This window comes from Streptomyces sp. HUAS YS2 (genome assembly GCF_033343995.1).
GTDB classification, from domain to species: domain Bacteria; phylum Actinomycetota; class Actinomycetes; order Streptomycetales; family Streptomycetaceae; genus Streptomyces; species Streptomyces solicathayae.
The window spans coordinates 2,117,557-2,131,320 of sequence record NZ_CP137573.1 but is presented as its reverse complement, the minus strand read 5'-3'; the positions used below and the strand labels follow the sequence as shown (position 1 = coordinate 2,131,320).

Below are 13,764 nucleotides of genomic sequence, written 5' to 3'. Positions count from 1 at the left end.
TCGTCAGTCCTGCCGCGACGAGTGGACGATGGTGAACACCGCGCCCTCCGGGTCGGCCACCAGGGCCAGCCGGCCCGCCGTGCCCTCCCGGGGCGGCCGCAGCACCTGCCCGCCCAGCTCGGTGATCAGCCGGGCTGCCCCGTCGGTGTCGGCGACCTCGAAGTACGTCATCCAGTGCGCGCCCCGGTCGCGCGGCAGCGCGGTGCCGACGCCGTGCAGGGAGGCCACCGGGCGGCCCTCCAGGTGCAGCGTCAGGTAGTCGAAGTCGGCGGAGACGACCGGCTCGATCCCGTAGCCGAAGACGGTCTGGTAGAACTTCCCGACCGTCGAGGTCTCGTACGTCAACAGCTCGTTCCAGACCGGGGTGCCCGGCGGCCCGGCCAGATTCGTGCCGACGTGTCCCGCGGCCTGCCAGATGCCGAACACCGCGCCCGCCGGGTCCGAGCAGATCGCGAGCCGGCCGGCTTCGTCGGCGTCCAGGGGCCCGACGGCGACCGTACCGCCGCAGCCGCGGATCAGCTCGGCGGTCTCGTCCGCGTCGTCGGTGGCCAGATAGGTCGTCCAGGCGATCGGTAGATGACGGTCGGGAGGGAGCTGGCCGATGCCCGCCACCTCCTTGCCGTCGAGCAGGGCGCGGGAGTACGGGCCGAGTTGCTGCGGGCCGGGCTGGAACTCCCAGTCGAACAGGGCGCCGTAGAACTCCTGCGTGGTGTCAAGCCCGTGCACCATGAGGCTCACCCAACAGGGTGTACCGGGTGTGCGCCGAGTCGCCTCGGTCATCGTCACTCTCTCCTCGGACCATCGCCGGTGGCCGTGCGGGGGGACAAGGGCGCACGCGGCGCGGCCGGCCGTGTGGGCGGGCCCGTCTCCCGGGCGCGGGGCCCGGGGCGGCGTGATGTCGCGTGTCCCGTGCCGATGCTCGCACCACCCGGCGGGTCGCGCGCCCCGGCCGCGCCGATTCCGGCGCGATCCGGTGGGAGGTTGCCTTGTTTGTCGCCTCCCGTCCGTTTCCCGGCCGGTTCGCGCTCGCTACGTTTGGGGCCGGGCGGGCCGCGGCTGCGCGAGGATGGCTCCCATGACACCCATCATCTCCGCATCCGAACTCGTGAGCGAACTTGCCGGGTCGCGTCCCCCGGTGCTGCTCGACGTCCGCTACCAGATGGGCGGCCCGCCCGGGCGTCCCCTGTACGAGGCCGGACATCTTCCCGGGGCGGTCTACGTCGACCTGGAGGCGGAGCTCGCCGACCCGCCCGGCGGCGGTCGCGGCCGGCACCCGCTGCCGGACGTGGCGGCCTTCGGGGCCGTGATGCGCGGGGCGGGCGTCCGGTCGGACGCCCCCGTGGTCGTGTACGACGGCGGCCAGGGCTGGGCCGCCGCGCGCGCCTGGTGGATGCTGCGCTGGACGGGCCACGGCGACGTACGGATCCTCGACGGCGGCCTGCCGGCCTGGACGGGACCGCTGTCGACCGAGGTCCCGTCTCCGGAGGAGGGCGACTTCGTGCCCGCGCCGGGTGCGCTGCGGCTGCTCGACGCGGAGGGCGCGGCGGCCCTGGCGCGTACCGGACTTCTGCTGGACGCGCGGGCGGGGGAGCGGTACCGCGGCGAGACGGAGCCGATCGACCCGGTCGCGGGCCACATCCCGGGTGCGGTCTCGGCGCCGACCATGGAGAACGTCGACGCGCACGGCCGGTACCTGCCCGCCGACGTGCTGACCTCCCGCTTCAAGGCGCTCGGCGCCGCGGACGCGGCGGAGGTGGGCGTCTACTGCGGCTCCGGCGTGTCCGCGGCCCAGCAGCTGGTCGCCCTGGAGATCGCGGGCATCCCGGCTGCGCTGTACGCCGGTTCCTGGTCCGAGTGGGTCAGCGACTCCGACCGGCCGGTGGCCACGGGCCCGAACCCGTAGCAGGACGCACAAGGAGAGGCCGGTACCCGACACGGGTACCGGCCTCTCCTCGGTGTACTGCTCAGTCCTGCTTCTTCCGGCGCGTGCCGAAGACGATCTCGTCCCAGCTCGGCACCGCGGCCCGGCGGCCGGGCCGGACGCCGTCCGCCTCCGCCTGCCGGTCGGTCGTCCCGATCAGGCGGTCGCGGTGGCCCGAGACCGCCCGCGGCATGAGCACGTCGGCGTACGCCGAGCCCGCCCCGGCCGAGGCCGCCGGGGCCGGCGGCTCCTCCGCATCCGGCTCCTGCTCCGGCTCGGTCGCCGGGTCCTCGTCGGAGCGGTCCGGTACGACCATGTCGCCCCGGAAGCTGGGCACGGCCTCCAGGAGGCTGGTCAGCGAGTCCCGCTCGCTCGGGCTCTCGTCCTCCGCGGGCGGTGCCGGCGGGAGCTGTCGTTCGCGCTCCAGCTGACGGTCCAGCGCGCGGTCGAGCGGCCGGTCGCGGGGGAGCCGGGCGATCCGGGGCACGAACGGGAAGCTCGGCTCCGGGGCGGTGATCGTGTCGTCGGTCTCGCCGATCAGCGAGCGCGCCTCGTCGTCCACCGCCTGCACGAGCCGCCGCGGCGGGTCGTACGTCCAGCTCGCGCTGTGCACCTCGCCGGCCACGCGGTATACGAGCAGCACCTCCCAGGTGCCGTCGTCGCGCCGCCAGGAGTCCCACTGCACGGTGTCCTTCTCGGCGCCGCGCAGCAGCAGACGCTCCTGGACCGCCTCGCCGAGCTGAGGTCCGGTGTTCTCGCCGGGCCGGCGCACGGGAGTCTTGCGGGCCCGCTCGGCCATGAACGCGCGCTCGGCGAGCACGGGGCCCTCGAAGCGGCGGACACGGTCGACGGGGATGCCGGCGAGCTGGGCGACCTCCTCCGCGGAGGCACCGGCACGTATGCGCGCCTGGATGTCGCGGGGGCGGAGGTGGCTCTCCACCTCGATCTCGATCTGACCGAGGCGCGCGCGGTCGTTGCGCACGGCGGCGCGGAGCCGCTCGTCGATCGGAAGCGTGTACTCCGTGCTGTCAGCAGCCTTCAGCACCAGTCGTGTGCCGTCGTTGGAGACGGCCACGACACGCAGTTCGGGCATGGGGACCTCCCGGGTGGTGCCTGCCGACGTCACGTGCGTCGCTGCTTCCGCTAGTCGAGTGTGGCCTGCCCGGGTGCAGCCTGCCACAACCTTGCCGAGTTGCCCGGCGTGTCGGGCGTGGACCCTGGAACGCCGTTATGGCACGGTTACCTATTTGCGACGCAGAGTGACCAGGTGGTCACGCTACGCAGCAGGCGCCGTGCGGTGCAGCGGCGCCGCCGGTTCGAGTGCCGCATTCGGGCCCCCTCCCGGTGCTCCGTGCGTCCATGAGGGAGCACGACCCCGGGTTCGTCACAGTACTCCATTCGGGCCACCTGGGTGGACCGCCGCGCCGCCGAACTTCTCCGCCGGTACGGGAGTTGAGTCTCCGCGATCTTCGCCGGTACGTGGCGCTCTTCACAGAATCGGCAGAAAGGGAACCATTCGCGGCTCCCAAAGGTCACTTCTGGGTGCAAGGCGGGACAGATGGGCGAGCAGAGGCCGGAGATGCGAGAGAAGCGGGACGACGGGACCGACGCGCGGGAGAAGGACGAGAAGAAGAAGCGCCTCGATCTGAGTGTGGCGCAGGTCTCCGGAAGCGCCGTCGCCGCTGTCGTGGCCGCCAAACTCGCCTCGAATCTGGGGGTGTACGGCACGATCCTGGGCGCCGGCGTGATCAGCGTCGTCGCCACCTGCGGCGGCTCGGTCCTGCAGTTCTTCTTCCGGCGCACCGGTGAGCAGCTACGCGAGGCCACGGTCCAGGCGACGAAGCCGAAGGGCCGTCAGGTGCCGCTCCCGGACCGGACGCAGGTCCTGGGCACAGTGTCCGCACCGCCCCCGGGCGACGGCACGTACGGCGAGGCCACCACGCACGGCACGCGGATCCGAGGCCGGCGCCGCTCCCTGGTCGCCGCCGCGCTGGTCTTCGTGGTCGCCATGGGGGGCATCACCACGTACGAACTGATCTCGGGTCAGGACTTCAGCGGGACCGAGGGGACGACGACCTTCCGTTCCGCCGTCACCGGCGGCGAGGACAACCGCGGCGGACAGAAGCCGTCTTCGCCCGGCGACGCCCCGGCCCCGTCCCGTACCCCCGGCCGGGAGCGGCCGGCGCAGAACGGCGACCACGGCTCCGCGAGCCCCGGTACGGGCACGACACCGGACCCGGGCCGGGATGCCACCGGCACCCCCGACCCGACCCCCACGCCCTCCGCGTCCGACGGCGGCACCCCCGAACCGGAGCCGACACCCAGCACCGGGACGCCCACCGCGCCGACCGCGCCCGCCCCGGACGCGTCCCCCGCCGAGGGGTCGGCCGTCGCCGAATGACCGTCAGTCGCCCAGGACGCGGCGCAGGTAGTCGTTGCCGAACCGGCGGTCCGGGTCCAGGCGGTCGCGCAGGGCGGTGAACTCGGCGAAGCGCGGATAGATCTCGGAGAGGTACGCGGCGTCCCGGGTGTGCACCTTGCCCCAGTGCGGCCGACCGCCGTGCGCCGTCATGATGCGCTCCACCGCGGTGAAGTACGCGCGGTGGGGCGTGCCCTTGTAGAGGTGCACGGCGATGTACGCCGACTCCCGGTCCGAGGCGGTGGAGAGCGCGATGTCGTCCGCGGGCGCGGTCCGCACCTCCACCGGGAAGCTGATCTTCAGCGGGGAGCGCTCGACCATCGCCTTCAGCTCGCGCAGCGCGGCCACCGCGGCCTCGCGCGGCAGGGCGTACTCCATCTCCACGAACCGGACCCGGCGCGGCGAGGTGAACACCTTGTACGGGATGTCGGTGTACGTACGGGCCGACAGCGCCCGGCTGGAGATCTTGGCGATCGACGGGACGACCGGCGGCACCGCGCGCCCCAGCGAACAGGCCAGCTGGAAAATACCGTTGGACAGCAGCTCGTCGTCGACCCAGCCGCTGATCCGGCCCAGCGGGGCCTCGGGGCCGGCGCTGCGGTTGTTGCGCTTGGTGTTGCAGTTGTCGGTGTGCGGGAACCAGTAGAACTCGAAGTGCTCGTTCTCAGCGTGCAGCGCGTCGAACTCCGCGGTGACCCGGTCGAAGCTCATCGGCTCCTCGCGGGCGGTGAGCAGGAAGACCGGTTCCACCGCGAAGGTGAGGGCGGTGATCACGCCCAGGGCGCCGAGCCCGATCCGGGCCGCCGCGAAGACCTCCGGGTTCTCCTTCGCCGAACAGGTCATCAGCCGGCCGTCGGCCGTCACCAGTTCGATCTCGCGGATCTGCGCGGCGATCGAGGCCGATTCCCGCCCCGTGCCGTGGGTGCCCGTGGAGGTGGCCCCGGCGACCGTCTGCTCCATGATGTCGCCCATGTTCGTGAGCGACAGGCCCTCCCGGGCAAGGGCCACGTTCAGCCGCTTGAGGGGGGTGCCCGCCTCCACGGTGACGGTCATCGCCTCGCGGTCGATCCGGCGGATCCCGGTGAGCAGGTCCGGCCGGATCAGCAGCCCGTCGGTGGCGGCGATCGAGGTGAACGAGTGGCCGGTGCCGACGGTCTTGACCCGCAGCCCGTCCTCGGCCGCCCGGCGCACCTCGTCCGCCAGTTCCTCGGCGGAGGCCGGGCTGGCCTCGCGGGTCGGCCTGGACTCGACCGTGCCCGCCCAGTTACGCCACGGGCTGCTGCCCGCCCTCGTGGTCACGCTCTTCAGCGCCTTCGGCGTCTCGCTCACGCTGCCCCTCCCGCGTCGGTACCGGCCTGCGCAGCCGGCGGAAGCCCAGGAGGCCCACCACGACCGCGACCGCGCCCGAGACCACGGGCACGACGTACCCCGCGGCCGCACCCGAGGTGTCGACCACCCAGCCGGCGGCCGAGGAGCCGAGCGCCACACCGATCGCCAGCCCGGTACCGGTCCAGGTCATGCCCTCGGTCAGCTTGGTGCGCGGTACGTGCGCTTCGACGAGGGCCATGGTGGTCACCATCGTCGGTGCGATGGACATGCCCGCAACAAAGAGCGCCACGGCCAGCAACGGCAGGTTCCCGGCCAGTAGGAGGGGGATCATACTCACGGCCATCGCCGTCACGCCCACCAGCCACCGGCGGGACGGATCGCCCTTGGGGCGCAGCATTCCGAAGACCGCGCCGGCCAGGCAGGAGCCCAGCGCGTACACCGCGAGGACCAGGCTGGCCGCCGCCTTCGCGCCGCGCTCCTCGGCGAAGGCGACCGTCACCACGTCGACCGCACCGAAGACCGCCCCCATGGCGATGAAGGTGAGGGCCAGGACCTGCAGGCCGGGGGAGCGCAGTGCCGAGCCACCGGTGTGCTCCTCGTGCGGATGCACGGCCGGCTCGGTGGCCCGCTGGGACGTCAGCCAGAACACGCCGATCGCCAGGAAGCCGGCCGCGAGCAGCGGACCCGCCTCCGGGAACCAGATGGTCGACAGACCGATGGAGATGATCGGCCCGAAGATGAAGCACACCTCGTCGACGATCGACTCCCACGCGTACGCGGTGTGCAGCCGGTCGGCCCGGCCGTGGTAGATCGCCGCCCAGCGGGCACGCGTCATGGCGCCGAGGCTCGGCACACAGCCGATGCAGGCGGTGAAGACGAAGAGCGTCCAGTCCGGGGCCTCGAACTGCACGCAGAGCAGCAGCCCCGCGGCCGCCGCGAGGCCGACCAGCGTCACCGGGCGCAGCACCCGGCGTTGCCCGTACCGGTCCACGTACCGCGAGACCTGCGGGCCCAGCACCGCCGCGGACAGCGCCAGAGCGGCCGACAGCGCGCCGGCCAGCCCGTACCGTCCGGTGACCTGGGAGATCATGGTCACGATGCCGATGCCCATCATGGACAGCGGCATGCGGCCGAGGAATCCGGCGACCGTGAAGGCCCGGGTGCCGGGGGCCTCGAAGATCGCGCGGTAGGGACTGGGCAAGGGGGTCTCCGGGCTTCTGCGCAACACGTGTAATTAATAGCTAAAGCTTATGCCTTCGAAGAGAGTGGGTCACGGGCTTTTCCGGACGGACGCCTCACACCCGGACGGCCCGGCCGCCCGCTGTCCGAGCCAGGTGGGAGGATCGGTGCCATGTCCGATCAGCGCGATCCCGCCCCGTACGACGCCCTGCTGCTGCTCTCCTTCGGCGGTCCGGAAGGCCCCGACGACGTCGTCCCGTTCCTGGAGAACGTGACCCGCGGCCGCGGCATCCCCACGGAGCGGCTCAAGGAAGTGGGGCAGCACTACTTCCTCTTCGGCGGCGTCAGCCCCATCAACGACCAGAACCGCGCCCTGCTCGACGCGCTGCGGAAGGACTTCGCGCAGGCCGGGCTCAACCTGCCGGTCTACTGGGGCAACCGGAACTGGGCGCCGTACCTCACCGACACCCTGCGGGAGATGGTCACCGACGGCCGCCGCCACATCGCCGTCCTCACCACCAGCGCGTACGCCTCCTACTCCGGCTGCCGCCAGTACCGCGAGAACCTGGCCGACGCGCTCTCCACGCTGGAGGCCGAGGGGCTGCCGCTGCCCCGGGTCGACAAGCTCCGGCACTACTTCAACCACCCGGGCTTCGTCGAGCCCATGGCCGACGGCGTCCTCGCCGCCCTGGCCGACCTCGACGAGTCCGTCCGGGCCGGCGCCCACCTCGCCTTCACCACCCACTCCATCCCGGACTCCGCCGCCGACTCCTCCGGCCCGGTCGCGGAGCACGGCGACGGCGGCGCGTACGTGAAGGAGCACCTGGACGTGGCCCGGGTGATCATCGACCGGGTCCGCGAGGCCACCGGCATCGAGTACCCCTGGCGGCTCGTCTACCAGTCCCGCAGCGGTGCCCCGCACATCCCCTGGCTCGAACCGGACATCTGTGAGCACCTGGAGGAGCTGCACGGCGCGGGCGTGCCCGCGGTCGTCATGGCGCCCATCGGGTTCGTCTCGGACCACATGGAGGTCCTGTACGACCTCGACACCGAGGCCACCGCCAAGGCCGCCGAACTCGGTCTGCCGGTGCGCCGCTCGGCGACCGTCGGCGACGACCCCCGGTTCGCCGCCGCCGTCCGCGGGCTCGTCCTGGAGCGCGCGGCCACCGAGCGCGGCGCGATCGTCGAGCGGTGCGCCCTCGGCGCGCTCGGCGCCTCGCACGACCTCTGCCCCATCGGCTGCTGCCCGGCCCGCGCGGACCGGCCCGCGGCGGCCGGCGCCGACAGCCCTTACGCGTAGGAGACGACATGACCGCCCCCACCGACAACGCCGAGCCGACCGACCCGCTCCTCGCCGAACTGCTGGAACTCGCCCTGGAGGCGGGGCGCCGGGCCGGCGCGCTGCTGCGCGACGGGCGGCCGGACGACCTGTCCGTCGCCAAGACCAAGTCGAGCCCGATCGACGTGGTCACCGAGATGGACATCGCCGCCGAGAAGCTGATCACAGGCTTCCTCGGCGAGCACCGACCGGACGACGGCCTCCTCGGCGAGGAGGGCGCGTCCAGCCCCGGCACCAGCGGCGTCCGCTGGGTCGTCGACCCGCTCGACGGCACGGTCAACTACCTGTACGGCCTGCCCACCTGGGCGGTCTCCATCGCCGCCGAGCTCGACGGGGAGGCGGTCGTCGGGGTCGTGGAGGCCCCGATGCGCCAGGAGACGTACCGGGCCGTCCGCGGCGGCGGCGCGTACCTCCGGGCCGGCGGCCGGGGCGAGTGGCGCCCGATGGCCTGCCGCCCGGCCCCGCCGCTCGACCAGGCGCTCGTCTCGACCGGCTTCAACTACGTCCACACCGTCCGCACCCACCAGGCGGACGTGGCCCAGCGGATCGTCCCGCGGCTGCGCGACATCCGCCGCAGCGGCTCGGCCGCCATCGACCTCAGCGACGTCGCCGCCGGCCGCCTCGACGGCTACTACGAGCGCGGCCTCGCCCCCTGGGACCTGGCCGCGGGCGGCCTGATCGCCCGCGAGGCCGGCGCGCTGACCGGCGGACGTCCCGGACAGGACGCCTCGGGCGAGCTGACCCTGGCGGCCTCGCCGGGCGTCTTCGGCCCCCTGCAGGCCCTTCTGGAGGAGTTCGGGGCCTGGCACGACTGACGGGCGTCCGGGGCGCACCGCGCGCCCCCAGGGCCCCGGACGGCACGAAAGCGGACGGACGGCCGAAGGGCCCCGGAGTCGATCGACTCCGGGGCCCCGCTGTGTTTCGGGTCGGCGGTGCGCCGGCCGAGCTCAGGCGCTGGCGGCGCCGACCTCGACTCCGTGTTCGGCGGCCAGGCGGCGCAGGTCGTCGAGCTCGGCCTGCTCGACCTCCGCAAGGAAGTCGTCGCCCGTCTCGCGAGCCCGTGTGAGGTCGGACTGCGTGGTCCTGATGCGCTGCAGCAGTCCTGCGGTGAAAGCGTCCATCGTGCGCCCCCTCGTCATGGGTCGGTGGCACGGGGGTGTGCCGCGGGTCCGGGTCGGATCACGCACCGCTGCCTCGGGGGACAGAGCGGCAGGTGGCTCGCCACATACAGGGCGTGATCACGGGGTGTGCAGTCGTCCTCCCCACCCCTTTCCTCAGGGAAACCTCAACTGGCCCGGGAATCAGGTGAATTCTCGGGGTCCGCCGAGCCGCACACCGCCGCGCGCACCCCTCGTGCATCCCGCCTTACAGCCGGTTTACGCACGTTAGGGGCAGGATGTATACGCACAGTCAGTGCTCAGGACCGCCCGTCCCCGTAGGGGAGCCGGGCTCGGAGGAAGGAACAGCGACGTGCGCGTACTCGTCGTCGAGGACGAGCAGCTGCTCGCCGATGCGGTGGCCACCGGACTGCGCCGGGAGGCCATGGCCGTCGACGTCGTGTACGACGGCGCGGCGGCGCTGGAACGCATCGGGGTCAACGACTACGACGTCGTGGTGCTCGACCGGGACCTCCCGCTAGTCCACGGCGACGACGTCTGCCGCAAGATCGTCGAGCTGGGCATGGCCACCCGCGTCCTGATGCTCACCGCCTCCGGCGACGTCAGCGACCGCGTCGAGGGCCTGGAGCTCGGCGCCGACGACTACCTCCCCAAGCCCTTCGCCTTCAGCGAGCTGACCGCCCGGGTCCGGGCGCTCGGCCGCCGCACCACCGTGCCGCTGCCGCCCGTCCTGGAGCGGGCCGGCATCAAGCTCGACCCCAACCGCCGCGAGGTCTTCCGCGACGGCACCGAGGTCCAGCTCGCGCCCAAGGAGTTCGCGGTCCTGGAGGTCCTCATGCGCAGCGAGGGTGCCGTCGTCTCCGCCGAGCAGCTCCTGGAGAAGGCCTGGGACGAGAACACGGACCCGTTCACCAACGTCGTCCGCGTCACCGTCATGACGCTGCGCCGCAAGCTGGGGGAGCCTCCTGTGATCGTCACCGTGCCCGGTTCCGGGTACCGGATCTGACCCGATGGCTACGACCCCCGCGCCGCACCCCCAGGCGCCCCCGAAACCCACCTGGGACCCCCGGGACCCGGTGCGCCCGCTGCTGCGGCCGACCATCCGGATACGGCTCACGCTGCTCTACGGCGGCATGTTCCTGATCGCCGGCATCCTGCTGCTGTCGATCATCTACCTGTTCACCGTGCAGGCGCTGAGCGACAGCACCTCCCGGCTGCCCTTCGAGGTGGTCGAGGGCAAGGTCACGCCGACCACATCCTGGTGCCAGCTGCCCGCCAGCTCCACCGGCAAGGAACTCAACGAGGCCGTCACCATCTGCCTGCGGCACCAGACGGACCTGGCGCTGGACGACGTCCTGCGCCGCTCGCTGTTCGCGCTGCTCGGCCTCAGCATCATCGCGTTCGCCTTCGGCTACGCGATGGCCGGCCGGGTCCTCTCGCCGCTCGGCCGGATCACCCGGACCGCCCGCCAGGTGGCCGGCTCCGACCTGGCCCGGCGGATCGAGCTGGACGGCCCGGACGACGAGCTCAAGGAGCTCGCGGACACCTTCGACGAGATGCTGGAGCGTCTGGAGCGGGCCTTCACCGCCCAGCAGCGGTTCGTCGCGAACGCCTCGCACGAGCTGCGCACCCCGCTCGCGATCAACCGCACCCTCCTGGAGATCCACGTCTCCGACCCCGGGGCCCCGGTGGAGCTCCAGCAGCTCGGCAAGACACTGCTGGCCACCAACGAGCGCAGCGAGCAGCTGGTCGAGGGCCTGCTGCTGCTGGCCCGCAGCGACAACCAGATCGTCGAGCGCAAACCCGTGGACCTCGCCGAAGTCGCCTCCCGGGCCGTCGACCAGGTGCGCGCGGAGGCGGAGGCGAAGGGCGTGGAGATCCGCGGGGAGCAGGAGCCCGCGGTCGTCCAGGGCAACGGCGTACTGCTGGAGCGGATCGCCCTGAACCTCATCCAGAACGCCGTGCGGTACAACATCCCCGAGGGCGGCTGGGCGGAGGTCACCACCGAGACCCAGCACGGGCAGGCGGTCCTCGTGGTCTCGAACACGGGACCCGTGGTCCCCGCGTACGAGATCGACAACCTCTTCGAGCCGTTCCGGAGACTCCGCCAGGAGCGCACCGGCAGCGACAAGGGCGTCGGGCTCGGCCTGTCGATCGTGCGGTCCGTCGCGCGGGCCCACGGTGGCCGTATCATCGCGGAGCCCCGCGAGGGCGGAGGTCTCGTGATGCGTGTCACGCTGCCGATCTGACACGCCGATCGAGTCGGCCGGCTTGTTCGCTTTGCGCGGAATTTTCGGGACCTGTTCCCGAGGGATCCGTGTGTGATCGATCACAGGAGCGAGTTTTCGGCCATCCACTCTCCGTGATCGTTCCGCCCGGTGAAAAACCGGGAAAAGTCCGGGTTTCCCGGGGTCCGAATCACGGGAAGTACACGGGGTGGCGCCCGTGAAGGACGGCAGGTGGACCGTGTACGGTCCCGTTCGCCACCCAAACCCGATCACTCTTGAGAGGTCGCGTTGGGTGTCGATTGAGTAACAGACCTTGATGTGAGGCAAAATCTCCGCCTCGGGTCGGGCACAAGTCCGGCCTCTCACGCGTTACGTGCGCTGGAGACACCGCAACCACCCAGAGGGGGAGAGCGACATGGCAACGGATTACGACACCCCACGCAAGACCGACGACGACGTCGACTCGGACAGCCTTGAAGAGCTGAAGGCGCGCCGGAACGACAAGTCGACCTCGACCGTCGACGTCGACGAGTTCGAGGCCGCCGAGGGCCTCGAGCTGCCCGGCGCCGATCTCTCGAACGAGGAACTGGCCGTTCGAGTGCTGCCCAAGCAGGCCGACGAGTTCACCTGCATGAGCTGCTTCCTCGTGCACCACCGCAGCCAGCTGGCGCGCGAGAAGAACGGCCAGCCGATCTGCCGCGACTGCGACTGAGGTCAGGTCGGCCGTGGCAGGCGACACCCCGTTTCGGAAGCGGCGTTTCCGGCTCCCCAGGACGCCGGACACGCGCCAGGGCGGCTCAGGCCCGGCCGAGGGCGCCGTCGAGGCCCCTGAGGCCGAGCACTCCGCCCTCCTGCCGTCCTCCGGTGCACGTGACGACGAGCGAGGCCATCAGGCCTCGCTCGAAGCAGCGGCATCGGCCGTCGAACCGGTCGAGCAGGAGCCCCGGCGCCGGCGTCTGGACGCCGTCCGGCGAGGCGTCCGCTACGACGCGGTCAAGCGGGGCGTGCAGAACGCCGGCGACAGGGCGAAGGCCGGCGTCGGCTACCTCGCCGACCGGATCATCGAAATCGCGCCGCGCGTCCCCGTACGGGACCTCGCGACGCTGCGCAGGCACTTCCCGGGGCTCGGCCCCGAGGAGATCGCCGACAAGCTGATCCGGGGCGCGGCCAACGCCACCTCGACCGTCGGCGCCGGCATCGGGGCGGCGGCCATGATGCCCGTACCCCCCGCCCTGCCGGCCGAACTGGCCGCGGAGATCACCGGGGTCGCGGCGATCGAGCTGAAGCTCGTCGCCGAGCTGTACGAGGTCTACGGCCTGCGGCCGCCCGGCTCGCTCACCCAGCGATCCACCGCCTACCTGACCGCCTGGGCGGAGGAGCGGGGCATCGACCCCACGAAGCCGACCACGGTCAACGCGGCGCTCGGCGGTCAGCTCAAGCGCGAACTGCGCCAGCAGATCATGAAGCGCATGATGCGCAATCTGCCCAACCTGATGCCGTTCATGGTCGGCGCCGCCGTGGGCGCGGTGATGAACCGCCGCGACACCAGAAAGCTCGCCGAGCACATCCGCGCGGACCTGCGCCGCCGCCAGATCCCCTGGGACGCCCTGCCCGCGCTTCCGCCGCTGGAGCAGCCCGAGAACCCCAAGGAGATCGGCTTCTAGCCGCTCGGGGGCCCTTGAGAGGCCCCGTGACGGTCCCCGGGCTCAGCTCTCGCGGGCCTCGGCCCGCACCGCCTCCAGCGCGGCCACCAGCGCCTTCGGGTCACGGGTGGACAGGTACACGTACGGAGTCGGGTCCGCCGGGTCCGTCACCTCGATCCGGACCGCCTCCGCGACGTAGCCGCGCATCACCATGAAGGCGCGCGGATCGGCCTTGTACGTGCGCCAGGCGCGCGCCTCCTCCGCGTCGAGCACCTCCGGCGCCCCGAGCGCCGTCACCGGGATCCGGGCCTCGCCCGCGACCAGCGAACCCGCCACCACGCGGATCCGGGCCGAGCCGTACGAGGAGACGCCCACGGCCGCCAGCGCGCCCGCGACGATCAGGCCGGCGAGCAGGGCGACATTGCCGAGCGGGAACATCACCAGACCTCCGGAGATCCCCAGCAGGGCGGCGATCACCCACCAGGAGCCGGGGGCGGTCAGACGTTCGTCGTAGGACGGGGCGGAAGGCTGCATGCGTCCAAGCTTGGCACGGCGCGACCTGCGGGTACCCGCGCGGGTAAGGTCTGC

General features: G+C 72.3%; 14 protein-coding genes. 8 read left to right on the top strand and 6 right to left on the bottom strand.

The window, feature by feature from the left end; all coding sequences use genetic code 11:
• Window positions 1-3: 3 nt before the first annotated feature.
• Window positions 4-780, bottom strand: a complete 777-nt coding sequence (locus tag R2D22_RS09615) for a VOC family protein (protein WP_318102667.1) — start codon at window positions 778-780, stop codon at window positions 4-6.
• Window positions 781-1,075: 295 nt separating this feature from the next.
• Here R2D22_RS09615 and R2D22_RS09610 point away from each other — a divergent pair, with 295 nt between their 5' ends.
• Complete coding sequence (locus R2D22_RS09610; protein ID WP_318102666.1) at window positions 1,076-1,903, top strand: sulfurtransferase; 828 nt, start codon at window positions 1,076-1,078, stop codon at window positions 1,901-1,903.
• 61 nt (window positions 1,904-1,964) lie between these two features.
• On the opposite strand, the gene sepH is transcribed toward R2D22_RS09610, so the two are convergent.
• Window positions 1,965-3,047 (bottom strand): septation protein SepH, encoded by a 1,083-nt coding sequence (gene sepH, locus R2D22_RS09605; RefSeq protein WP_318102665.1) that lies wholly within the window; start codon window positions 3,045-3,047, stop codon window positions 1,965-1,967.
• 432 nt (window positions 3,048-3,479) lie between these two features.
• On the opposite strand from sepH, the gene R2D22_RS09600 reads away from it, so the two are divergent.
• Entirely contained in the window at window positions 3,480-4,322 is an 843-nt protein-coding gene (locus R2D22_RS09600; protein WP_318102664.1) for a hypothetical protein, read from the top strand.
• 3 nt (window positions 4,323-4,325) lie between these two features.
• Here R2D22_RS09600 and R2D22_RS09595 read toward each other — a convergent pair whose 3' ends face one another.
• Both R2D22_RS09595 and R2D22_RS09590 read right to left on the bottom strand, forming a co-directional pair.
• Window positions 4,326-5,648, bottom strand: coding sequence for a D-arabinono-1,4-lactone oxidase (locus R2D22_RS09595; protein ID WP_411977130.1), 1,323 nt, complete (start codon window positions 5,646-5,648; stop codon window positions 4,326-4,328).
• Complete coding sequence (locus tag R2D22_RS09590) at window positions 5,605-6,870, bottom strand: MFS transporter (protein WP_318102662.1); 1,266 nt, start codon at window positions 6,868-6,870, stop codon at window positions 5,605-5,607. Before R2D22_RS09590 ends, R2D22_RS09595 begins: the two co-directional genes overlap by 44 nt.
• Window positions 6,871-7,020: 150 nt before the next feature.
• Between R2D22_RS09590 and R2D22_RS09585 the strand changes: the two genes are divergently transcribed.
• A complete protein-coding gene (locus R2D22_RS09585; protein ID WP_318102661.1) occupies window positions 7,021-8,148 on the top strand; it encodes a ferrochelatase in 1,128 nt (375 codons plus the stop codon).
• An 8-nt stretch (window positions 8,149-8,156) separates the two neighbouring features.
• Window positions 8,157-9,002, top strand: a complete 846-nt coding sequence (locus R2D22_RS09580) for an inositol monophosphatase family protein (RefSeq protein WP_318102660.1) — start codon at window positions 8,157-8,159, stop codon at window positions 9,000-9,002.
• 132 nt (window positions 9,003-9,134) lie between these two features.
• Here the strand turns inward: R2D22_RS09580 and R2D22_RS09575 are convergent, their stop codons facing one another.
• A complete protein-coding gene (locus R2D22_RS09575) occupies window positions 9,135-9,308 on the bottom strand; it encodes a hypothetical protein (RefSeq protein WP_318102659.1) in 174 nt (57 codons plus the stop codon).
• 349 nt (window positions 9,309-9,657) lie between these two features.
• Between R2D22_RS09575 and R2D22_RS09570 the strand changes: the two genes are divergently transcribed.
• The 4 genes from R2D22_RS09570 to R2D22_RS09555 all read left to right on the top strand — a co-directional run bounded on the left by R2D22_RS09570 (window position 9,658) and on the right by R2D22_RS09555 (window position 13,197).
• Window positions 9,658-10,311, top strand: coding sequence for a response regulator transcription factor (locus tag R2D22_RS09570; protein ID WP_318102658.1), 654 nt, complete (start codon window positions 9,658-9,660; stop codon window positions 10,309-10,311).
• Between the two features lie 4 nt (window positions 10,312-10,315).
• Entirely contained in the window at window positions 10,316-11,554 is a 1,239-nt protein-coding gene (locus tag R2D22_RS09565) for a sensor histidine kinase (RefSeq protein ID WP_318102657.1), read from the top strand.
• A 394-nt stretch (window positions 11,555-11,948) separates the two neighbouring features.
• On the top strand, window positions 11,949-12,245 hold the full coding sequence (locus tag R2D22_RS09560) for a DUF4193 domain-containing protein (RefSeq protein ID WP_003955561.1): 297 nt from the start codon (window positions 11,949-11,951) through the stop codon (window positions 12,243-12,245).
• 13 nt (window positions 12,246-12,258) lie between these two features.
• On the top strand, window positions 12,259-13,197 hold the full coding sequence (locus R2D22_RS09555) for a hypothetical protein (protein ID WP_318102656.1): 939 nt from the start codon (window positions 12,259-12,261) through the stop codon (window positions 13,195-13,197).
• 42 nt (window positions 13,198-13,239) lie between these two features.
• Here the strand turns inward: R2D22_RS09555 and R2D22_RS09550 are convergent, their stop codons facing one another.
• The gene (locus R2D22_RS09550) at window positions 13,240-13,710 is read right to left on the bottom strand and encodes a DUF3093 domain-containing protein (RefSeq protein ID WP_318102655.1); all 471 of its coding nucleotides are present in this window, start codon (window positions 13,708-13,710) and stop codon (window positions 13,240-13,242) included.
• Window positions 13,711-13,764: the final 54 nt, after the last annotated feature.

Coding starts and splice junctions, on each gene's coding strand:
- R2D22_RS09600 (WP_318102664.1), top strand. CDS start 3,480: ATGGGCGAGCAGAGGCCGGAGATGCGAGAGAAGCGGGACGACGGGACC.
- R2D22_RS09575 (WP_318102659.1), bottom strand. CDS start 9,308: ATGGACGCTTTCACCGCAGGACTGCTGCAGCGCATCAGGACCACGCAG.
- R2D22_RS09550 (WP_318102655.1), bottom strand. CDS start 13,710: ATGCAGCCTTCCGCCCCGTCCTACGACGAACGTCTGACCGCCCCCGGC.
- R2D22_RS09585 (WP_318102661.1), top strand. CDS start 7,021: ATGTCCGATCAGCGCGATCCCGCCCCGTACGACGCCCTGCTGCTGCTC.
- R2D22_RS09615 (WP_318102667.1), bottom strand. CDS start 780: ATGACCGAGGCGACTCGGCGCACACCCGGTACACCCTGTTGGGTGAGC.
- R2D22_RS09580 (WP_318102660.1), top strand. CDS start 8,157: ATGACCGCCCCCACCGACAACGCCGAGCCGACCGACCCGCTCCTCGCC.
- R2D22_RS09565 (WP_318102657.1), top strand. CDS start 10,316: ATGGCTACGACCCCCGCGCCGCACCCCCAGGCGCCCCCGAAACCCACC.
- R2D22_RS09610 (WP_318102666.1), top strand. CDS start 1,076: ATGACACCCATCATCTCCGCATCCGAACTCGTGAGCGAACTTGCCGGG.
- R2D22_RS09560 (WP_003955561.1), top strand. CDS start 11,949: ATGGCAACGGATTACGACACCCCACGCAAGACCGACGACGACGTCGAC.